This window comes from Sorangium sp. So ce1153, assembly GCF_051521595.1.
GTDB lineage: Bacteria > Myxococcota_A > Polyangia > Polyangiales > Polyangiaceae > Sorangium.
The window spans coordinates 7,084,810-7,105,128 of record NZ_CP150361.1; the positions used below are offsets into that span (position 1 = coordinate 7,084,810).

At 70.5% G+C, this 20,319-nt stretch carries 15 protein-coding genes and 1 pseudogene; 9 read left to right on the forward strand and 7 right to left on the reverse strand.

Going from position 1 to position 20,319, the window contains the following annotated elements:
* Nucleotides 1-32 precede the first annotated feature (32 nt).
* Together WME85_RS25490 and WME85_RS25495 are read right to left on the reverse strand one after the other, a co-directional pair.
* Nucleotides 33-1,859, reverse strand: coding sequence for a CotH kinase family protein (locus WME85_RS25490; protein ID WP_437841903.1), 1,827 nt, complete (start codon nt 1,857-1,859; stop codon nt 33-35).
* 168 nt (nt 1,860-2,027) lie between these two features.
* The gene (locus WME85_RS25495) at nt 2,028-2,450 is read right to left on the reverse strand and encodes a Kazal-type serine protease inhibitor family protein (protein ID WP_437841904.1); all 423 of its coding nucleotides are present in this window, start codon (nt 2,448-2,450) and stop codon (nt 2,028-2,030) included.
* A 327-nt stretch (nt 2,451-2,777) separates the two neighbouring features.
* Between WME85_RS25495 and WME85_RS25500 the strand changes: the two genes are divergently transcribed.
* The gene (locus tag WME85_RS25500) at nt 2,778-3,683 is read left to right on the forward strand and encodes a methyltransferase domain-containing protein (protein WP_437841906.1); all 906 of its coding nucleotides are present in this window, start codon (nt 2,778-2,780) and stop codon (nt 3,681-3,683) included.
* 322 nt (nt 3,684-4,005) lie between these two features.
* On the forward strand, nt 4,006-6,582 hold the full coding sequence (locus WME85_RS25505; RefSeq protein ID WP_437841907.1) for a PEP/pyruvate-binding domain-containing protein: 2,577 nt from the start codon (nt 4,006-4,008) through the stop codon (nt 6,580-6,582).
* Nucleotides 6,583-6,685: 103 nt separating this feature from the next.
* On the opposite strand, the gene WME85_RS25510 is transcribed toward WME85_RS25505, so the two are convergent.
* Together WME85_RS25510 and WME85_RS25515 are read right to left on the reverse strand one after the other, a co-directional pair.
* On the reverse strand, nt 6,686-7,516 hold the full coding sequence (locus WME85_RS25510) for a phytanoyl-CoA dioxygenase family protein (protein ID WP_437841909.1): 831 nt from the start codon (nt 7,514-7,516) through the stop codon (nt 6,686-6,688).
* Nucleotides 7,517-7,598: 82 nt separating this feature from the next.
* On the reverse strand, nt 7,599-8,600 hold the full coding sequence (locus WME85_RS25515; RefSeq protein WP_437841911.1) for a hypothetical protein: 1,002 nt from the start codon (nt 8,598-8,600) through the stop codon (nt 7,599-7,601).
* Between the two features lie 128 nt (nt 8,601-8,728).
* Between WME85_RS25515 and WME85_RS25520 the strand changes: the two genes are divergently transcribed.
* The 3 genes from WME85_RS25520 (at nt 8,729) to WME85_RS25530 (ending at nt 12,348) form a co-directional block, all read left to right on the forward strand.
* Nucleotides 8,729-9,184 carry an Rrf2 family transcriptional regulator gene (locus tag WME85_RS25520; RefSeq protein ID WP_437841912.1) on the forward strand — a complete coding sequence of 152 codons (456 nt, stop codon included), beginning with the start codon at nt 8,729-8,731 and terminating at the stop codon, nt 9,182-9,184.
* A gap of 88 nt (nt 9,185-9,272) precedes the next feature.
* Entirely contained in the window at nt 9,273-10,262 is a 990-nt protein-coding gene (locus tag WME85_RS25525) for a quinone oxidoreductase family protein (protein WP_437841914.1), read from the forward strand.
* Between the two features lie 109 nt (nt 10,263-10,371).
* Complete coding sequence (locus WME85_RS25530; RefSeq protein WP_437841915.1) at nt 10,372-12,348, forward strand: RecQ family ATP-dependent DNA helicase; 1,977 nt, start codon at nt 10,372-10,374, stop codon at nt 12,346-12,348.
* Here the strand turns inward: WME85_RS25530 and WME85_RS25535 are convergent, their stop codons facing one another.
* Complete coding sequence (locus WME85_RS25535; protein ID WP_437841916.1) at nt 12,349-14,040, reverse strand: C69 family dipeptidase; 1,692 nt, start codon at nt 14,038-14,040, stop codon at nt 12,349-12,351.
* Nucleotides 14,041-14,206: 166 nt separating this feature from the next.
* Between WME85_RS25535 and WME85_RS25540 the strand changes: the two are divergent.
* Nucleotides 14,207-14,485 (forward strand): annotated as a pseudogene (locus tag WME85_RS25540) (kelch repeat-containing protein); the annotation flags it as partial.
* 51 nt (nt 14,486-14,536) lie between these two features.
* On the opposite strand, the gene WME85_RS25545 reads toward WME85_RS25540, so the two are convergent.
* Nucleotides 14,537-15,337: a hypothetical protein gene (locus tag WME85_RS25545; protein ID WP_437842665.1), complete on the reverse strand. Its 801-nt coding sequence runs from the start codon at nt 15,335-15,337 to the stop codon at nt 14,537-14,539.
* 451 nt (nt 15,338-15,788) lie between these two features.
* Entirely contained in the window at nt 15,789-16,703 is a 915-nt protein-coding gene (locus WME85_RS25550; RefSeq protein ID WP_437841918.1) for an SDR family oxidoreductase, read from the reverse strand.
* 298 nt (nt 16,704-17,001) lie between these two features.
* Between WME85_RS25550 and WME85_RS25555 the strand changes: the two genes are divergently transcribed.
* The 3 genes from WME85_RS25555 to WME85_RS25565 all read left to right on the forward strand — a co-directional run bounded on the left by WME85_RS25555 (nt 17,002) and on the right by WME85_RS25565 (nt 20,311).
* Nucleotides 17,002-17,169 carry a hypothetical protein gene (locus WME85_RS25555; protein WP_437841919.1) on the forward strand — a complete coding sequence of 56 codons (168 nt, stop codon included), beginning with the start codon at nt 17,002-17,004 and terminating at the stop codon, nt 17,167-17,169.
* 2 nt (nt 17,170-17,171) lie between these two features.
* Nucleotides 17,172-17,936, forward strand: a complete 765-nt coding sequence (locus WME85_RS25560; protein ID WP_437842356.1) for a trypsin-like serine protease — start codon at nt 17,172-17,174, stop codon at nt 17,934-17,936.
* 869 nt (nt 17,937-18,805) lie between these two features.
* Nucleotides 18,806-20,311, forward strand: coding sequence for an SBBP repeat-containing protein (locus WME85_RS25565; protein ID WP_437841921.1), 1,506 nt, complete (start codon nt 18,806-18,808; stop codon nt 20,309-20,311).
* Nucleotides 20,312-20,319 lie beyond the last annotated feature (8 nt).

Below are 20,319 nucleotides of genomic sequence, written 5' to 3' on the forward strand. Positions count from 1 at the left end.
GGTCGCCGCCGCGCCGCGCGCCGCCGTCCGCGTCACTGGCCGAGGTACGCGGCCACGTCCGTCGCACGCTTCTTCGTGTGGGCGATCAGCGCGGCGAGGCCGGCGTCGAAGTCGGCCGGCGACGCGAGGTGCGTGTGCCCCTCGATCTCGCCCTCCGGCCCCACGACGTACGGCGCGATCAGGTCGTGCGCCGCCTGGAACCACGCCTCGGTGGCGGCCGGCTCGTACTCCTCCGCGGCGGCCTGCGCCACGTAATCGCGGTACACCTCGAGATACACCGGATCATCGAGCAGGAAGCGGATCAGCGGCCATTGCTCGCTCACCCCGTCCATCGAGAGGGGCAGCGCCGGCATCGGGGTCGATCCCGGCGTCTCGGTATCCGTGAACGCGAACGTGTGGTCCCACGGGATCCACGTGATTTGCCCGTTCTTGTCCGGGTCCGAGTAGAGGTAGTAGTTGTGCGGCATGCGGCCGTACACGTCCCAGTCCTCGATCACCGTGTTCAGCGCCAGCCAGTGCAGGAAGCCGTCGACGTCGAGGCGCGCCTCGAGCCCCGCGCGCCAGGCGGCGGCGTCGGTCCGGTCGGCGTGCAGCGCGTCGAACAGCGCGCGCGCGTCCGAGAAGTCGGCCTCTTCCTCGTTGTTCTCCTTGACGAGGGTGTCGGGGTCCCAGGTCTCCCATCGCGCGCCGGTGCCGTCGGGCTTGTAGACATTGCCCTTGTGGCCGCCGAAATGCGTGTCGAGGAACGAGTCGTCCGACGGCACCTCGATCCCGGTGTACAGCCCGAAGTAGATCGGCCCCTCCCCGTGATCGATGAAGACCCGATAGAACGCGGTCGCGGGCGCGGGGAGCCCCGCCTTGGCGAAGATGTCGGTGCCGAGCTTCTCGCGCAGGAGCGACGGATCCAGGTAGCTGCTGGTGAACGCCAGCCCGTCGAACCCGTAGAAGCGCTGGTCCTTGGTCTCGGGGTAGGTGTCCTCGAAGCGGTCGAAATTGAGGCGCAGCGGCAGCTTCCAGTTACCCGCCCCCCAGGGCAGGAGCAGGCTCGCATTGCCCCGGAAGCGGACGCCGACGTGCTGCCACATCCGGTCCTCGGTGGCGACGTCGCACTCGACGTAGACCGGCGAGCGCGGGATGAGGTCGACGCTGCTGATCAGCCCGAGATCGCCGCCCGGCCCCGGTCCGGCGGGCATGCAGGCCAGGCCGACCTCTTGTTCGGTACACGTCCCCGGCGTCTCGGTCCCGAAGATGTCGATCGTGCAGGGGTCGGACGCCGCGAGATCGTTGCAGGCGTCGATCCAGTCCTGCGGCGGCTCGAACTCGCCGGGATCCGGGGGCTTCGGCTGGCAGGTAAGGCCGCCGGGGAGCTCCCCGCACGTCCCCTCGGCGGGGGACCCGAAGAGATCGACCGTGCAGGCGTCGCCGGCCGCGAGCCCGTTGCAGGCGTCGACCCACTCCTGCGGCGGGACGAAGCCGCCGGGGCCCTGCGCCCCGAACTCGCCGATCATGGACGTGATGTCGTCGACCATCTCCTGCCATTTCTCGGGCGCGATGGTGATGTCGATGCGGGGGACCCGGTCCTGCGGGAACGCGAGGGCGTAGTCAGGCTGTTCTTTCACGGTGCTGTCACCGCCGACCCCGCCCGAACCGCCGCCGCCCGTGTCGCTGCCGCCTGTGCCGCCGCCCGAGCCGCCCCCGCCCGAGCCGCCCGGGCCCGTGTGGCCGGCGCCCGTGCCGTCGCTCGCGCCGGCGCCGCCCGTCCCCGAGGTCGAGCTGGGATCGGATGAGCCGCAGCCCACGAGGGGCGAGGCAGCCAGCGCTGCGAGCGGTAAGAGACAGTGCAGGATTCGTACTTTCATCGATCGCTCCTAAGCTCGGCTGTCCGGCGGCGATCCTATGACGATCGTGCGACGTTTGTGTCACAAAATGCGCACGCCGGGGACGAATGCGGCGCCGCGCGCCGCTGTGTTCAAGGCGCGGGTCGCGCTCTCCTCCACCGGCGTGGCGGACGGCCGCGAGGCGCTCCCTCACGAGGGCGCAGGGCACGCGCCGAGCGACGCCACGGACACGCTCGCCGCGTTCGCGGAGCACGCGTTGCCGTACGTCTTGCCGTCACAGCCGCAGACCGGCTTGTACTCGAACGTGCACGCCTGCGGGATGGGCGCGCAAATGCCGCCGTAATCGGCCGCGCCGCACCTGGCCTCGATGTCGTGCTTGCAGAAGAGTCCGCGCTGGCAGCCGCGGCCGGCGAGGCCGCCGCAGGCGGAGCCCTCGCGGCCGCTGTCTCCCCTCACCTCCTGAGCGTCGGAGACGATCGGATCGGCGGCGCCGTCGGTCGCGTCCACCTGACAGCCCATGACCTGAAAGCCCATGATCGGCGGGATCATCGAGAGGGCGAGCCAGAGAACGGACGCACGATGGGTGTTCTTGATGGGATCCTGATTCTTCATGATGCTCCTCCAATGTCGCCTCGCCGCTCCGGCGGCGCGGCGGCCGTGCACGAGCTCCCTCCCCCGCGGCGGCCGACGCGGCGAGCGCCGGGTCGAGGACGCCTCGTCGATGAGCGATGAGATCGCAAGGCGGCTGTCGCGGCGCTGCGGAGGAGGGGTGTCACGCTGGCGGGGCTTGGCAGGAGTCGGGCCACGCGAGACTTGCGGCTTTCGAGCTCGTCCGCGGTGTCCGGGCCGTCCGGCTCGGGCAGAGGGGCGCTCCTGTGAGCGAGGGCTCGCGCGATCTGCGCGGGACTCCAGCGATTCGATCGTGGTAGGGGAGCGCTGATGCACCGCCGCCTCCACTGCGCCACCCTCGCGGCCCTCGCCGCCCTCCTCGGCAGCTGCAGCGCCACGCCCGACGCTGCCGCGCCTGCCAGCGGCGGACCGCGCCAGCCCGCGAGCCACGCGCAGGCCCCCCACGCGGTAGGCGCCAGCCCTGCGGATCACGCGAGTCACGCCGGACATGCGGGCGAACCCGGGCACGCCGGCCACCACGCAGAGCACGCCGGGCACGACGCAGAGCACGCCGGCCACCACGCAGAGCACGCTGGCCACCACGCGGAGCACGCCGGGCATGGGGACGGCGCAGGGCCGCTCGTGCACCGCTTCGAGCGGGCCGAGGACTGGGTAGCCCGGTTCGAGGGCCCCGAGCGCGACGCCTGGCAGAAGCCCGCGTCGGTCGTCGCCGCCATGCGGATCGCCCCCGGCATGCGGGTCGCGGACCTCGGGGCCGGCACGGGCTACTTCCTGCCGCACCTCTCCCGCGCCGTAGGGCCGACCGGCACGGTCGTCGGCCTGGACATCGAGCAGGACATGGTCCGCTACATGGCGGAGCGCGCCACCCGCGAGCGCCTGGCCAACGTCACCGCGCGCCAGGTAAAGCCCGACGATCCCGGGCTCGAGCCCGGCTCGGTCGACCGCATCCTCGTGGTCGACACATGGCACCACATCCCCGACCGCCCGGCCTACGCGGCGAAGCTGAAGGCCGCGCTCCGCCCGGACGGGGCGGTCGTCGTCGTCGACTTCACGGACGCGGCGCGCCAGGGCCCCCCGAAGGAGCACCGCATCCCCGCCGAGGCGGTCGCCGCCGAGCTCCGCGCCGGGGGCCTCTCGCCCCAGATCGTCGCGGAGGACCTGCCCGAGCAGTACATCGTCGTGGGCAAGCGCGCCGGCGCGAGCGCGCCGCGCTGACGCGAGCAGGGCGCCGGCGCGAGCGCGCCGCGCTGACGCGAGCAGGGCGCGCCGGCAGCTCGCTCCCGAGCCGCTCCGCGACGAGCGCCGTCGACGCCCGCGCCGCGCGCCAGAGAGCACGCGCGCGCCTCGTCCAGGATCTTCGCGTCGGAAGTGTTACAGGTTCTTGCCATTTGTAAGTCTCGCGATACGTACTCGCAGACGCGGCAACGACCGGGGGTGGGCGCTCGTCGTCCGGGACGCTCGTCGTCCGGGCGCGGCGCCACGGCCGCCGTCGGCGCCAGCTCGGCCTGCAACCTCTCTTGGCCGAAGGAGACGCACGATGCTTGTCCATCGCTTGAGCCAGCTTTCCCGGGCCGATCTCTCCACGGCAGGCGGCAAGGGCGCAAACCTCGGCGAGCTGACCCGGCTCGGGCTCGCCGTGCCGCCCGGGTTCGTGGTGAGCGCCGACGCGTACGCAGAGCAAGCGCGCGCCTTGGGGCTCGCCGTGCGGCTCTCGGCGCACCTCGCCTCGAGCGGCTGGCACGCCGCGGCCTCGGAGGTGGCGGAGCTCTTCGAGGACGGCGCGCTGCTGCCCGAGATCGAGGGCGCGGTCCGCGACGCCTACCGGGAGCTCGGCGCGCCGCGGGTCGCGGTCCGGTCCTCGGCGACGGCCGAGGACCTCGCCGACGCCTCGTTCGCGGGACAGCACGAGACGTACCTCGACGTGGCGGGAGAGGACGACCTCCTGCGCGCGCTGCGGCGGTGCTGGGCGTCCCTCTGGAGCTCGAGAGCCCTCCAGTACCGGGCGGCGCGCGGCATCGACCACCTCGGGGTCAACATCGCCGTCGTCGTGCAGCGCATGGTGCCGGCCGATTTCGCCGGTGTCCTGTTCACGGTCGACCCGGTGGCCCAGCGCGCCGACCGCATGCTCCTGGAGGTCGCGCCGGGCCTCGGCGAGGCCGTCGTGTCTGGGCACACGACCGGCGACGTGTACCGCCTGCGGCGCGCGCCGTTCGCCGGGCCCGCGGAGCCCCGCCCGGACCGGCCGAACGGCGCCCCGGGCCCCGGCGCGGACGAGCTCGCGATCGAGGAGCGCGACCGGCGACAGGCAGGCCGCCCCGCGCCGAGCGACGCCCTGGTGCTCGAGCTGGCGCGCATCGGGCTCCGCCTCGAGGCCCATTTCGGCTGCCCTCAGGACGTGGAGTTCGCCTTCGCGGGGGGCTCCGTTCACCTCCTCCAGTCACGCCCCATCACCACGCTCGGCGCGGCCGAGATCGAGCCCCTCCCGCCGCCCCCGAAGCTCACCCGCATGCAGCGGAAGATGGTCGAGGCGAACGACAACGACCGGTTCCCCGTCGCCCCGAAGCCGCTCGATCAATGGGGCTTCCGGATCACCATCCCCGCGCTCGTCCGCGCGGTGCGCTTCCTCGGGGCCGACGTGGACGAGGCCGACGAGCGCGCGCTGATCGACCAGGTGTGGCGGGAGTTCTTCGTCCTGCCGCCGGTGCGACCCACCCTCCGGCTGCTCCAGCTGCCAGGGAAGGTCGCGGCCAGCCTGCGCGAGGACGGGATGGCGTGGTGGGAAGGCGAGGCCTTCAAGCGGCTCCAGGAGGTCTGCGCGCCGGTCGACCTCCGCGCGCTGGACGACGCCGCGCTCCTCCGCCGCGCCGACAGGATCGGGGCGACCACGACGGAGGTCCTGGGCGAGCGGTTCGAGAAGAGCGCCAGCCAGATGGCCGCTGTCGCGCTGCGGGCTCCGGTGACCGTCGCCGTGGGGGCGAAGCGGGCCGACGCCATCATGGGCGACCTCGTCTCGGGCCTCCGCACGCGCACGTCCGACGTCAACCTCGCGCTCTTCCACCTCGCGCGGAAGGCGGTGAGCGCTGGGCGGGAGGTATCTGGACCGATCCGCGCGGGGCGCCCGGAGGATCTGCGCGCGTCGGAGGCAGGCCGGGCCTTTCTCGCCGAGGTCGAGGCCTTCCTGGACGAGCACGGCCACCGCGAAAGCAAAGGGTTCTACCTCTCCGCGCCGACCTGGCAGCAGGATCCCGCGCCCATGTGGGGGCTCCTCCGCGGCCTGCTCGACGTCGCCGCGCCGCCGTCCGAGGACGCCGGGCTCGCGCGCTACAGGGCGGCGCTCGAGGAGGTCACGCGCAAGCTCCGCTTCGTGCCGGGTCTGGCCGACGCGTTCCGCGTCACCCTCGAGCGGCTGAGGCGCGCGATCGTCTTCCGGGAGCGCTCGCACTTCGACCTGATGCGGGCCTTCTCGGCGCTCCAGGCGATCCTGGCCGAGGTCGCGCGCCGCCTGCACGAGCGCGGGCGCCTGCCGAGCCCCGACGACATCTTCTACCTGACGGAGGCCGAGGTCCGGGCGTGGCTCCTCGGGGAGGCGCCGCCGCTCGACGAGGCGAAGCGGCTCGTTCGACGGAGGCGCACGACGTACGGGGTCGTCAACGGCAGGTGGCAGAAGCGGGCGTTCCAGGCGCGCGCGGGCGGCGCCTCGGGCAACGAGCTCCGCGGCAGCGGGGCGTCGTCCGGGGTGGTCCGCGGGAGGGCGCGCATCGTGCGCGACGAGCGCGAGTTCGAGCGGTTCAAGGCGGGGGAAATCCTCGTCTGCCGGTACACGAACCCCTCGTGGACGCCGCTCTTCAACCTCGCCGCGGGCGTGGTGACCGACACCGGCGGCGCGGTCTCTCACGCGGCCATCGTCGCGCGCGAGTACGGGATCCCCGCGGTGCTGGGGGCCGCCGGGGCGACCGAGCGGATCGCGGACGGCCAGGAGATCCTCGTGGACGGCACGGAAGGCCGGGTGGTGCTCCTCGGTCAGACGGTGGCGGCCGAGGGCGTCGCGGCCGAGGGCGCCGCGGCCGGGGGCGCCGCGGCCGGGGGCGCCGCGGCTGAGGCCGTCGCTGGCTGAGGTGGTCAATGGTCAGACGTCAGGGCGGTGCGCGAGGAGCCTCCCCTCGCCCGGCGCCGAGGTCCTCGTCCCGTGATCCGCGCTGGGGCGAGGGATCCGGGCGCTACGGCGATCTGCGCCAGATCACCGGAAACAGCCCGTCGTCGGCGGGAAACTCGCCAGGCGAGATCCCGCTCGGTTTGCCCAGCGGGATCGTGTAGGGGCGCGGGTCCCATTGCACATCGGAGCCGAGATAGCGGATCGAGACGCCGGCGCGGAGCTGAGTCGCCGACGTATTGCCGCCGGCGCCGTGCACGATCAGCGGGTGATGGCAAACCACGTCACCCGGCTTCAGATCCCACGACTGGAAGCGCAGCCCCGGCTCACCGCGGCGCAACGAGAAATCCGGGCAAGGCTCGAAGTCCGGATTGGCGAAGGCCGGGTCCTCATCGATCGTGACCGGACGGTAAAACTTCGGCCACCGGTGCGAGCCGAGCAGGTACTCGACTCCGCTCGACGCCCGCGTCACCGGCGTGAGCGCGATCCACAAGGAGATCAGGTGATTGCCGCGGAAGGGCCAGTACGGCAGGTCGTGGTGCCAGTGAGTCGGCGCCTCAGCACCGGGTTCCTTGACGAAGAGCTGATCATAGAAGAAGCGGACGGCGTCGACGCGCATCAGCGTGGCGGCGATCTCGGGCGCCGGTGACTCGCTCCGTAGCGAGAGGAACGTGTCGTCGAATTTGCTCATGTACACGTTCCCGTAGAACCGCGCCGGATTGCCCGGTTTCGTCACGACGCGCGGGCGGCCCTGGCCGCTCGCCATGAGGCGCAGCGTGACCGCAAGCGAGCGCTCGCACCATTCCTCGTCGAACATGCCCTCCAGGCGGACGACGCCGTCCTCCTCGTACGTGCGAATCTCTTCCTCGGTAATCGGGCGCGGCGGGCGGCGGTTCATTGCACCCATCCTATCAGCAGCCGTTCGATGTTGCATCCAGCCTGGGCCGCGTCGAGCCCACTCGGCGGGCGGGAAAGGACGCTCAGGAGCCGGGAGGACGCAGCTCCGCATCGAGGAGCGCGGCGAGCTCGGTGATGCGCCGGTCGATCTCCTCCTCCGGCGTCGCCAGCAGCCATCCCTCGAAGTCGTCGAACGAGCCCTTGAACCGCGTGATCAGCTCGCCGAGGGCCTTCCCCTCCAGCCCCGGCACGAGCCGCATCACCCGCTTCCCGCTGAACTTCGCGTCGACCTGCGCCCGCCGCGCCTCGGCCGCGCGCTCGCGCTCGATCTGCCCGCCGAGATCGGCCTCCGGGAACGCGGCGAGGATCATCGGCAGGTACGACCGCCGGTCCGCGAGGGTGGGCCGCTTGTCGATCCCGCGGGCGCCCAGGTACTCGATGAACCGCGCGACGGTCGACCGCACGCCGGCGCGCTCCCGCAGCGGGCTCTCGCCCTCATCGAGGTAGGGCGCCACCGAGAAATAGGGGCTCGCGATCACCCAGTCGAACACCGCCGGCAGCGACGCGAACCCCGCCCGCCACGCCGCGTGTTCGAGCCCGAGGAAGCCGCAGATCCGCTCGAAATCCCGCGTCACCTCCAGGTCTGCCCGGTAATTGCCCCCCTCGCGCCTGTACACGTAGGCGAGCCCGCGCTCGCCGTACTTCAGGTCGAAGCGCCGGCAGATCCGCCCGATGAAGTTCCCCACGTCGTTGAAGCACATGAAGCTGTACGCGCTCTCGAGGTAGCGCTCCGGCACCGGGAAGAAATCGGTCTGCAGCCCGCGGTACACCGTCGAGAACACGTGACCCACGGCCCTGGTCTGCGTGACCCCGAGGTCGCGCGCGATCTCGGCGCGCACCTCGCCCCAGTCCGGCCGCGACGCGACGATCACATCCATATCCCCGAAGTCCGGCTTGTCGCCGTAGTAGCGCGGGACGCGGTACTGCCCCGGCAGCTTGACGTCGAGGTAGCGCCGCACCTCGGCCTCGATCGCCAGGTACTCGCCTCGGGGCATCCTCGGTAGGTTGAACAGCTTGCCGCCCATCGCCCGGCTCCGGCCTCGCAGTCTACACCGATCCCCGAGCGGGACATCCGCAGGCGGCGGAGCGCCTGCTGCCGGGCGCTCCCTTGACGTGACGCTCGCGGCGCCATATGTAACCCAAAGGTTTACGAATGACGTCTCGCTTCGCCATGGCGATCCATGTGCTCGGTAAGCTGGCGTTCGTGCAGCGCGAGCGGCAGGCGACGCTCACGTCGGAGGAGCTGGCGAAGAGCGTCCAGGCACACCCGGTCGTCGTGCGCCGCCTGCTGGGCGGCCTCCGGCGCGCAGGGCTGGTCGACACGAAGCGCGGCGTGGGCGGCGGCATCTCGCTGGCCAGGCCGCCGGAGCGGATCACGCTGCGCGACGTCTACGAGGCGGTCGAGCAGGATGAGGAGATCATCGCCAGGAACCCTCATGGTCCAAGCCTCTCCTGCGACATTGCCCCTCTGATCACCGAATACCTCGACGAGGTGTTCGGCGTGGCCGAGCAGGCCCTGAAAGACAGCCTGGTGCGGGTCACGATCGCGGACCTGGAGCGCGAGCTCCGCGCTCGCCTCAAGGGCTGCGCGAAGCGCACCGCCTCGTAAAACCGAGGGCATTTCCCTGAGAGCCGCGCCACGGCGCGGCTCGTCGTGACCAGAATTGTAACTTCATCGATTTCAAATAGGAGTTCTCATGAAGGCCATCCAGATCGTGTCCCCTGGTTCTGTCGAGCAGCTCCGCCTCATCGACGTCCCCACGCCGAAGCCCGGTCCGGGCGAGGTGCTCGTTCGCGTTCACGCCGCGGGCGTCAACTACATGGACCTCCTCCAGCGCGCCGGCGTGTACCCCGCGCCGGTCACGTATCCGTTCGTTCCTGGCGTGGAGGTCGCCGGTGTGGTCGAGGCGGTCGGTGCCGGCGTGGACGACCTGGCGAAAGGCGCGCGCGTCGCCGGCCTGCGCGTGAGTGGCGGCGGCTACGCCGAGTACGCGACGCTCCCGGTCCAGCAGGCGGCGCGTCTCCCCGACGGCATCGGCTATGCCGAGGCCACCGCGCTGCTCGTGCAAGGCCTCACGGCGCAAGGACTGGTCGAGAGCGCGCCCGAGGTCCAGCGCGGCGCGTCCGTGCTCATCACCGCCGCGGCGGGAGGCGTCGGCGCGCTCCTCATCCAGCTCGCCAAGCGGGCCGGCGCGGGGAAGGTCATCGCGGCTGCCAGCAGCGAGGACAAGCTCGCCCTGGCGCGCTCGCTCGGCGCGGACGTGGGGGTGAACTACGCTGAAGCCGGCTGGGTCGATCGCGTGCGCGAGGCGACTGGCGGCCGCGGCGCCGACGTCGTCTTCGACGCGGTGGGCGGCGAGCTCCGCGCGGCCAGCCTTGAGGGCCTCGCCCCGCGCGGCCGGCTCGTCATCTACGGCGCCGCGAGCGGCAGCCTCGGAATCACCGAGGCCGTGGTCAGCGGGCTCCCGCGGAAGAGCCACTCCATCAGCGGGTTCTCCCTGTATGTGCCGCTCGCCGAGGAGCCAGCCTGGGTGTCGAGCACCCTCGCCACGCTGTTCGAGCTCGCCCGCTCAGGCAGCCTGCGCACGCCCGTCCACGCCCCGTTCGCGCTGGCGCACGCCGCGGAGGCGCACACGGCGATGGGCGGGCGCAACACCACGGGGAAGGTCGTGCTCACCGTGGCGTGACGCGGACGAAAGGCGGTGGCGGCGCGGACCCGCTCCTGCTGCGCCCGGTCATGACGCGGAGGATAGACGAGCCGCCCCCCTCGGCGTGCAGGCTGTGTAGGATGCCCCCTTGAACCAGCCGACGCTCCCCCGCCCGGACCTGCTCGACGTGCTCGAGGCGCGGTTCGGGTTCCGCGATCTCCGCCCAGGCCAGCGCGCGGTCATGGACGCCCTGCTCTCGGGCCACAGCGCGCTCGCGGTCTTCCCGACAGGCGGCGGCAAATCGCTCTGCTACCAGCTCCCCGCGCTGCTCCTCGACGGGGTCACGATCGTCATCTCTCCGCTGATCGCGCTGATGAAGGATCAGATCGATTTTCTCACGGCGCGCGGCATCGCCGCGGTCCGGCTCGACTCGTCGCTGTCGGCCGACGACGCGGCGGAGGCGCACAGGGACCTGCGCTCGGGCAAGACGAAGCTGCTCTATGTCGCCCCCGAGCGGTTCGTGAGCGAGCGGTTCATGGCGCTGCTGAAGGAGCTCAAGATCGCCCTGTTCGCGGTGGACGAGGCCCACTGCATCTCGGAATGGGGGCACAACTTCCGCCCCGACTACTTGAGGCTCGCCGACACCGCCCGGGCGCTCGGCGTGCCGCGCGTGCTCGCGCTGACGGCCACCGCGACGCCCGGGGTCGTGCGCGACGTCTGCGCCACGTTCGGGATCCGCGAGGAGCACGCGGTCGTCACCGGCTTTTACCGGCCGAACCTCGAGATCCGCGCGACGGCGGTGAGCGCGCCCGCGCGCGACCGGATCCTGATCGAGCGCCTGAGATCCCGGCCGCCCGGCTCGACCATCGTCTACGTCACGCTCCAGAAGACCGCCGAGCACGTGGCCCAGCAGCTCGCTTCGGCGGGGCTGCCGGCGCGCGCCTACCACGCCGGGATGGACGCGGCGGAGCGCGCGCGCGTGCAGGACGACTGGATGCAGAGCGACAGCGGCGTCGTGGTCGCCACCATTGCGTTCGGGATGGGGATCGACAAGGCCGACGTGCGTTATGTCGACCATTACAATCTCCCGAAGAGCCTGGAGAGCTATAGCCAGGAGATCGGCCGTGCGGGCAGGGATCAGGCGCCCTCGGCGGTCGAGCTCTTCGTGTGCGCCGACGACCTGCCGGTCCTCGAGAACTTCGCCTATGGCGATACGCCGACCGCGGAGGCGCTCCACGGGGTGGTCGGCGCCGTGCTCGACGCGCCCCAGGTGGAGATCGGCCTGCAGGCGGTGTCGACGCGCCACGACGTCCGGCCGCTCGTGCTCCGCACCGCGCTGACCTACCTCGAGCTGATGGGCGCGGTCCGGCAGCTCACGCCGTTCTACGCCGGCTACGAGGTGCGGCTCCACCGCAAGCTCGAGGAGGTCGTCGCGACGGTGAAGGGGGAGCCGGCGCGGTTCCTCGAAGCGCTCTTCGGCCATGCGAAGAAGGGGCGCGTCCTGTACGCGATCGACCCGGCCGCCGCGGCCGCGGCGCTGGACCAGCCGCGCGAGCGGGTGGTGCGCGCGCTCGAGTACCTCGAGCGGCAGGGGCTCGCGGAGCTCAAGGCGTCGGACCTGCGGCACCGCTTCGTGCGCGTCGCGCCGCCGGACGACGCGCCCGCCCTCGTCGGCGAGCTCCTCGCGCGGTTCGCGCGGCGCGAGGACGCGGAGATCGCGCGCGTGCGGCAGGTGCTCGAGCTGATCACCGCGGAGCGCTGTCACGCCGCCGCGCTCGCCGAGTACTTCGGCGAGCGCCTCGACGCCGCCTGCGGGCGTTGCACCTTCTGCCGCACCCGGGTCGCCCTGAGGCTGCCGGAGCCGCCGCGCGCGCCGCCGATGCCGACGGGGCTCGACGTCGCCGCGTTCACGGCGCTGCGCGCGGCGCACGGGGGCGCCCTGGGTCACCCTCGCCAGGCGGCGCGCTTCCTCTGCGGCCTCTCGAGCCCGGCGACCACCCAGGCCAAGCTCGCGCGCGATCCGCTCTTCGGCGTCCTTGTCGCTCGCCGGTTCTCCGAGGTGCTCGACTGGTGCGCCGGGCTCCCCCTCCTCGCCGGCGCTGCCCGCGGCGTCACGCCTGCTTGATCAGCTGCGCCGCACCTGCCGGCGGGCGCGCAGGAGCGGCGCGACGCCCGCGAGCGCGAGCCACGCCGCGCCCTGGAGCCGGGCGGGTCGCCCCGCGGGCAGACGGCAGGAGCAGCCGCCGGCGCTGTCCTCGTCGGCCGGCCTCGGCGCGCGGATCTCCGCCGCGAGGCGCTTCGTCTCCTCGAACGCGGCGCTGGCGCGGTCATCGGTGAAGCCGTTGAGCAGCGCGTCGGCCTCGGCGGCCTTGCCGGCCGCGTACAGCGCCGAGGCGTCGGCCTCGAGGGAGGTCACCCGGCCCAGGATGTCCGATTCGAAGGCATCGAAAGCCGCCCGCACCCCCGGATGCCGGCCCGGGTAGTCCTGATCGACCGCGCTGACCAGGGCGGCGTGGGCCCACCAGGCGTTGATGTCGGGTCGGGGCGTGCCATCCACGGCGGCGTTGGTATAGCTGGCCGGGAACGGCTGGCCGAGGTGCGCCAGGTAGATCGGGAAGTAACCGCCGGTGCAGGGCGCCGGGAGCGCGGTCCACCATCTGGCCATCATCCCTGCGGGGAGGGTGTCGTCCTCCTCGGCCACGAGCGAGATCACCGTCCGCGCGGTGCAGACAGTGCGCCGCGCCGTCTCGCCGGTGTAGTCGACGTCCTCCGCGCGGTCGTGCGGCGGCTCGGCGTGGTGGCTCGTCCCCTCGAAGTGGCTGCGCAGCAGCGGGAGGAGCTCCTCGGCCGACACCTTCCCCCCGCCGGCCGTCAGCCCGGCGAGGTGGTCCTGCACCGCTTCCTCACGCGGCTTGTTGTAGTCGACGTAGGGACCGCTGTTCCACTCGGGATCGCCATACACGTCCCGGAAGCTGAACCCGTCCTCGGGGTTACCGGGATCGGCCGGCGCGTACCATCCTCTGTCGATGGCGTCGGAGAGGAGGGTGGGCGACCGGCGGTCTCCGGCGGTGGTGATGCCGTATCGGTTGGCTCGCGCCAGGTAGCCGTCGTCAGGGCACCTCACGGCCGCCCAGTGACGCGGGGTCGCCTCGACCAGCCAGCCCTCTTGCGGATCGGAGATGAAGAACATCAACCCCGGGTCGCCGCTGATGCCGTGATCCTCGACCGCGGCGCCGATCAGATCGACCGCCTCGGAGGCCGTCTGGGCTCGCTCGAGCGCGTACCGGATGAAGTCGCTATAGACGAACGGGGCCGGCGGCTCCCCGAGCTCCTCCGGCCGGGCATGCCCGGTATTGGTCGTGATCATCACGCCGTTCTCGTTGATGCCGAGCCCGATGTCCCCTGGCACGTTGTCGATATTGAAGTTGTACGAGCCCATGAGCGCGAGCGTGCTCGTGACGCCGTAAGGCACGGAGACGCGGTAGAAGCGCTCGTCGCTCGCAGGATCGACCGACCTGGCCGGCTCGGAGAGCAGGTTCTGTGCGGTATCGAACCAGAGGTCCTCGTTGTGCGCGTGGAGGAGGTTGCCTTTCTCGGTGAGCCCCTTTCCCACGAGGACGGTGGTGCACGTCTCGGTGGTCCGCTCTTTGACGGTCTTCCCGTCACGACGGCCGGGGGCGTCCAGGTCGGAGGAGGGCGCGGCGCGCTGGAGCGTGGCGCGCGCGGCGGAGCCCCGATCGGCGCTCTCCGGCAGGACGACACCGGAGAGGGCGAGGAACGCCAGGCAAACGAGCCCGATTCGACGCTCGCGGCGCATGGAGACCTCCAGCGTTTGAATGCTGCCATGGCGAGGGCAAGCCTGGCCACGCGGCCAATGTACCAGCGCGGCCAACCCGTCGCCAGCGCAGCGCCCCCCGGGCGCGCGCAGCCCCGCAGGGTGTGGAGCGGAGGCTGCCGCCTCGGTGCATGAATATGCCTCGATGATGCTCCGGAGCACGCCGCCGAAGGACGACCGTATCTACCAGGGCCGGCGCGGTCACGCGGCCGTCCTCCTGCCGAACGGCCAGGTCCTCGTGGCGGGCGGCAGGATCAGGAGAGCGCAGAGCGGGACAGAGCTCGGCTCGGCGGAGCTCTATGACCCGACGAGCAGCACCTGGACCAAGATCCTCTTCGAGACCTTCCAGGTGCCCGCGATGTACCTCGCGCCGACGGGCACGCTCGCGCTCTACGCGGCCGGGCGCACGACCGGGCTCGCGATCGACGTCGGAGAGTCCGTCTCGCAGATCGTCGCCGTCCACGAGGGCTTCGTGCTCTCAGACGCGGGCTGCGGAGGCGGCGTCCCGCTGCAAGCGCGCGATCAGCGTCACCAGCACATCGAACGACATCACGGCATTCGAGTGCATGGCGTGGAACACCCCGCCATCCACATCCAGGATCTGCGACCGCTCTGCCCAGAGGTTGGATGCGACGTCGGCAATGCGTCCGATCGCGATGGACTTCCCCTCGATCGTGAGGTGGCCGCGCGTGAGTTCGATCATCCGCATCGGGTGGTCCATGTTGCGGGAGGCGAACAGGGTTTTGGACAACGCCACGCTGTCGGGCAGAGCCCGGAAGCGGACCGTTCCACCAGCCTGGAGCTCGTGGTAGAGCCGCTCCCCGCGCTGCTCTACATGGCGCATCCGCAACGTCTGGCTCAGCTCGGCGTAGCGCGAGGTGCGTGCTCCAATGAAGACCCACGGCGCCTGTGGTGTCGCCCGATAGCCGATACCGCCGAAGTAAAACGTGTAGAGATCCTCGATGTCGGCGTAGAAGTCGGTCCGGGCGCCTCTTCGCTCCCGGGCCTGGATCGCGTTCTGGTACAGCACGAACACGGGCTGCGAGCCCACGACCCACCACGTGCCCAGCGCGATCACGACGCCCAGAGCGATCGCCCCGTAGCCAGCGCGATACAGCACCGACACGTCCCCATCGAACCGCACCGTGCTGCCCGGCCCTGGTACCAGGGACAGCACCAGGGCGCCCGCACCGGCGAACAGCGCTGCCAGAAACCATCCGGTAAAAAGAAGCGAACGGCTCTTGCCGTAGGTGCCGATCACATCGCCTGGATTGTGCATGCTTCCATCCCTGTCATCTCCACCCGTGGGTCTCCCCGCTGGCGCCTCGGGCCTCGTCCAGAGGTGAGGCATCGAGCGAGCCCCGCGCCGCCATCACGGCCCGTCATCACGGCTTGCAGGTGGGTAGCTCGATCACGCAGGTGTCGACGGTATCACCGTTGCCCCGGTCGCTCCCGAGCAAGGCGCGCGTGCCGCTGGGGCTGGGCACGGTGTGCGGCCGTGGTAACGGATGAGGTCCTTGCCGTCAACGTAGAACGGGACCTCGGGATCGGATGTGTGCCAGTACACCTGCTCGATGTCCGCCGGCGAGATGTCCGGCTGTCGCACCCCATGGCGGCCCCGGTCGCGGCTGCGCCAGGCCCTTCCCAGGGCGCCGCGCCCACGCGCCCGGCGCCGCACCGGTGCCGATCAGCGCGATGAATCGGCAGGATTTCTGATGCGCGGAGCCAGGCTAGCGATACCCCGTGACGTCGGCGGGCTTGCCGGCGTCCTGGACCTCGACGAGGTACCGCCACGCGTCCGGCTGGGAGCCGTCGAGGTCGGTGAAGCCGTAGACCCTCGCGAGCTGGCCGCTCGACAGGGACTTTCCGGACCAGCGGGCAACGTCGGGGTCAGCGGCGAGCGCCGCCACGGCGCGGCCGACGTAAGCGGGGGTCTCCGAGATCGCGAAATGAGGCTGCTTCGCGAGCGCGTCGCGCCACCGCTCCTCGGTGACCTCGTAGTGCCCCAGCATGATCTCCGACCGAAGCCAGCCCGGCGTCAGGGCGACGGCCGTGCCGCCGTGGGCCCGCAGCTCCTCCGCCTGGGCGAACGCCATGCGGAGGACCGCTGTCTTGGCGAGATCGTAGAAGAAGGACACGCGGTAATGGCCGGCGTTGTAATCGGCCGTGCCGTCCGTGATCTCGACGACGAGCCCGCCCGGCCTCCTGATGAGCAGCGGCAGGGCGTGGTAGCTCGTGATGATGTGGGTATCGATGGCCAGCCGCAGCAGCCGCATCCCGTTGTCCAGCGAGTGCTCCCACAGCGGCTTGTCCCACGCGAACAGGTGCTCGCCGCCCCACACGTCGTTGACCAGCACGTCGAGCCGGCCCTGGTCCCGCTCGATGCGCGCCACGAGCGCCCGGACCTGCTCGCGCTCCAGGTGATCCACCTGCACCGCGATCCCCTCGCCCCCCGCCCGGGTGACCAGCTCCGCGGTCTCCTCGATGGTCTCGGGCCGATCCATCTCCGAGCGCTGCGCGCGCGTCGTGCGCCCCGTGACGTACACGGTCGCGCCCGCCGCGCCCAGCTGGACCGCGATCCCCCTGCCCGCGCCGCGCGTCGCGCCCGCCACGAGGGCCACCTTGCCGTGAAGTGCTCTGCTCATGCTCCATCCTCCTCTGCCAGTTCCGGTGCGCGCGCGAGGGTGGCATGGAGATCCTGACATCTCCTGTCAGGTATTCCGCGGCGAAGATCGAGGCCGTCTGGGGCAGCGCGGTGAGCAGGCGCTTCTTCCCGCTGCGGGGCCCCTGCGAAACCACGGTCCCCTCCGCGCGTAGGTCTAGGCGTCACCCAACCGGACTGGCCAGAGAGGAACGTCCAGTCCCATCCCTGTCCGCCGAGGATCCGCACGACGGTTGCTCGAGGGCGCGACGACGCTCTTGGATGAGCCAAGGAGAAGACCCATGACGATGACGAAGATGATGCTCACGCTCGGTGCCCTGCTGGCCTCGTCCAGCGCCCTCGGCTGCGCGGTGAACACGGACGATGAAGAGGCAGCGGAGCTCACTGGCGAGTCGGAGGACGCCATCATCAACGGCACCACCGACCCGAGCGACGCGTATCGCGCGTGAGCATGCTCATCAACATCACGCCGAACCCCACCACGCACTTCATCCCGACACGCTGCACCGGGACGCTGATCGCGAGCGCCTGGGTCCTCACCGCGGCGCACTGCGTCTCGGATGTCACCGACGGCATCCCGCTCGACCCGAGTCGCTTCTCCGTGTCAGGCGCCGGCGCCGTCTCCAGCGTACACGTGATGCCAGGCTGGACCGGCAAGCCGATCTGGGCCTCGTCGAGCGCCGCGGACGTGGCGCTGTTGCACCTCGCCTCCCCGGTGCCCAACCAGGTGAACGAACTGAACCTGCCGTGCCCCTGGGTCGACGCCACGCACGGCTGCGTGGTGACCTCGATCGCGTATGCTTTCCCGCAAGGGTGGCCGCCGGCCGACAGGAACATCCATTGCGTCAGCAACGGCCCGCGGACGGCAGGAGGCAGCTTCCGCCCCTCCGGGAACGCAGACGGCGTCAACTTCATCGAAGACGACGCCGACCTCATCGCTGGTACACCGTGGTACGCGTACCGAGCCAACGCCGCCGGGCAAAGCCTGATCCAGACCGACGAAGGGGGTGGGTGCTTCTGGCAGCCCTCGGGCAGCAGCGCCATCCGTGGTCCGCTCATCAGCGTGAACAGCTTTGACATCGCTGAGCTCACCATCCCCCGCTCCTCCACGCACGTCGAGTACGCGACGACCTCGAACACCTTCTTCAACTGGGTGAAGAGCGTCATCCCACCGCAGCAGTTCGTGCATGTGAGGCCTTTCGGGGGCCTGCTGTAGCGCGCCCTCCCCCGGCACGGGATCGCGTCCACGCCCCGCGCCCCGGCGCACCGAGCGATGAGCCCGCGGCGGCTCGCGCTCGAGCCGGAGCGCGGTGGAGGGACATACGGCGAGCGCGGCATCCTTTGGCCGGCATCGGCCGGATTGATGGTCCGCGGGGCGATCATCGCTCTCCCATGGTGGTGTTTGCACGGCGCTCGGGGCGCGCTGGCGGCCCGGGCGCGGCTCGCCCCAATGCCGGCTAGCCCCAATGCCGGTCAGTTAAGCTCCTCGCGGCCCGATGGCTCCCAGTGATTTCGGGCACTTACACGATCGCTGGTGGCCAGCGGCCGCCTTAACTGACCGGCATTGGGGCTAGGCGGACGACGCCATCCTCCTCGTAAGTGCGAATCTCTTCCTCGGTGATCGGGCGCGGCGGTCGGCGGTTCATTGCACCCATCCTAGCACGCACTCCTACACGCTGGACCCCGGCGTGATGCCGAGCACCTGGCTCGCGCGCGAGGCGCCCCTGAGGCGCTCGAGGCGACGCCCTGGCGGTCAGATTCTTGCCGCGCCCCACGAGACGGTTGACATGCACGAATTCACTTTGTATTGGGTACTACACAAGTTGCAGATTATACATGCTTGAGTGTCGCAGAGACATGCCTGTCATATAAGGCGTGCTGCGCCACCGTTCGCGCGATACGCCTTCGTTTCGCGAGGTGCCGGGGAGTGCACCCGCTCGGCAGACCGCGGATCTCGTGAACGCAACGCACCCGCTCGCTGGCCTCCGTCGTCGAGCCTTGCCTCGCGACGCGCTCATCACGGTCGGGTCGCTTGCCGTCGATTCCCCCGATTGCATTGGAAGGAGTTCTATGATCATGGTTCGAATGAAGCGACTGATCACGGTCGGCCTCTGCGCAGCGTCCTCGGCCACCGCTTGCAACGGCATGCCGTCGGGCGAGGATGAGCTCGGCCCCTTGGAGAGCATCGCGACCACGGAGCAGCCGCTGACCCACAACTGGAGCGCATCCTTCGGCGACTCTGCGTACCAGACCGGGGACGACGTCGTCGTCGATGGCTCCGATAATATCATCACCATCGGACATCTTGGATACGCCGGGTCCGTGGACTTCGACGGCGCGGGCGGAGCAGCGGCCCTGAGCACGTCCACCCTGGCCGACTATGTCGCGAAGTTCACCGAGTACGGCGTTCACGTCTGGGGCAAGAGCTTCGATGACGTCGATCTGAGCAAAGTCGCGGTGGACAGCAGCGGCAACATCTACGTCACCGGCACCACCTGGGCGGAGTACGTCGACCTGGGTGGAGGAGCCCTCTATGCCGGCGACGGCGCAGGCGTGGCCGTCTTGAAGCTCGACAGCAGCGGGAATCACGTCTGGAGCAGGGTGTTCAGCGGCCATGGCTCAGAGGATTTCGCAAGTGGTTGGGGCATCGCAGTCGACTCGGCGGGAGACGTGCTCGTCACCGGCTCCACTTTCGGTTACGTCGAGTTCGACACTGCCACCAATTTTACATACAATGCCGATGGCTACGTGACGAAGCTCGACGGCAGCGATGGAAGCCTGATCTTCGTCGATTTCTTCGCCAGCGATGGCATCGTGGGCCCCCGTAGCATCGCGGTGGATCCCGACGATGACAGCTACGCGATCACGGGGCGGTTCGGCGGCAGCGTGGATTTCGGCGGCGGCGTGCTGACAAGCAACAGCGCATGGGCGTCCATCTACTGGGAGACCGGCTATGACGCGTTCGTGGCGAAGTTCGAGTCCGACGGCGATCACCTCTGGAGCGATAGGTTCGGCGACGACTATTCCGCGAGCGGCACCGATATCGTCATCGACAACTCCGGAAACATCGATGTGATCGGCGAATTCGACGGCGACATCGATTTCGGAAGCAACACGGCAACGCTCACCCACCCGGGAAACGCTACGCGCGACATGTTCCTGGTGCAGTTCAGCGCCGCGGGCGCCGATCTGTGGAGCAAGCAGTTCGGCGACACGGGCTTCGATAACGACGATATAGCCACGGGCGTGGCGGTCGACAGCGCAGGAAACGTGAGCATCGTCGGGCACTTCAGGACCAGCATCGACTTCGGAGGCGGGACGCTGACCAGCGTGGGAAGTGTCGATGTCGCCGTCGCCCAGTTCGATGACACCGGCGCCCACATCTGGAGCGCCAATTATGGCGGCGACAACACCCAGCTGGGCGGCGACAGCGGCCAGCTGGGCAAGGGCATCGCGGTGGACAGCTCCGGGAAGGTGACGATCACGGGCGAATTCTACCGCAGCGCGGACTTCGGCGGCAGCACCCTGATCGACTCGCCCTCGTACTGGCTCGGAAACGGCAATATCTTCCTCGCCCAGTTCGACCCCTGAAGCTGGGT

Bases quoted from the DNA above. Each gene is read 5' to 3' on its own strand.
- WME85_RS25505 (WP_437841907.1), top strand. From the start codon at position 4,006: ATGCTTGTCCATCGCTTGAGCCAGCTTTCCCGGGCCGATCTCTCCACG.
- WME85_RS25495 (WP_437841904.1), bottom strand. From the start codon at position 2,450: ATGAAGAATCAGGATCCCATCAAGAACACCCATCGTGCGTCCGTTCTC.
- WME85_RS25565 (WP_437841921.1), top strand. From the start codon at position 18,806: ATGAAGCGACTGATCACGGTCGGCCTCTGCGCAGCGTCCTCGGCCACC.
- WME85_RS25510 (WP_437841909.1), bottom strand. From the start codon at position 7,516: ATGAACCGCCGCCCGCCGCGCCCGATTACCGAGGAAGAGATTCGCACG.
- WME85_RS25490 (WP_437841903.1), bottom strand. From the start codon at position 1,859: ATGAAAGTACGAATCCTGCACTGTCTCTTACCGCTCGCAGCGCTGGCT.
- WME85_RS25545 (WP_437842665.1), bottom strand. From the start codon at position 15,337: ATGCACAATCCAGGCGATGTGATCGGCACCTACGGCAAGAGCCGTTCG.
- WME85_RS25515 (WP_437841911.1), bottom strand. From the start codon at position 8,600: ATGGGCGGCAAGCTGTTCAACCTACCGAGGATGCCCCGAGGCGAGTAC.
- WME85_RS25560 (WP_437842356.1), top strand. From the start codon at position 17,172: ATGCTCATCAACATCACGCCGAACCCCACCACGCACTTCATCCCGACA.
- WME85_RS25500 (WP_437841906.1), top strand. From the start codon at position 2,778: ATGCACCGCCGCCTCCACTGCGCCACCCTCGCGGCCCTCGCCGCCCTC.
- WME85_RS25550 (WP_437841918.1), bottom strand. From the start codon at position 16,703: ATGAGCAGAGCACTTCACGGCAAGGTGGCCCTCGTGGCGGGCGCGACG.
- WME85_RS25520 (WP_437841912.1), top strand. From the start codon at position 8,729: ATGACGTCTCGCTTCGCCATGGCGATCCATGTGCTCGGTAAGCTGGCG.
- WME85_RS25555 (WP_437841919.1), top strand. From the start codon at position 17,002: ATGACGATGACGAAGATGATGCTCACGCTCGGTGCCCTGCTGGCCTCG.
- WME85_RS25535 (WP_437841916.1), bottom strand. From the start codon at position 14,040: ATGCGCCGCGAGCGTCGAATCGGGCTCGTTTGCCTGGCGTTCCTCGCC.
- WME85_RS25525 (WP_437841914.1), top strand. From the start codon at position 9,273: ATGAAGGCCATCCAGATCGTGTCCCCTGGTTCTGTCGAGCAGCTCCGC.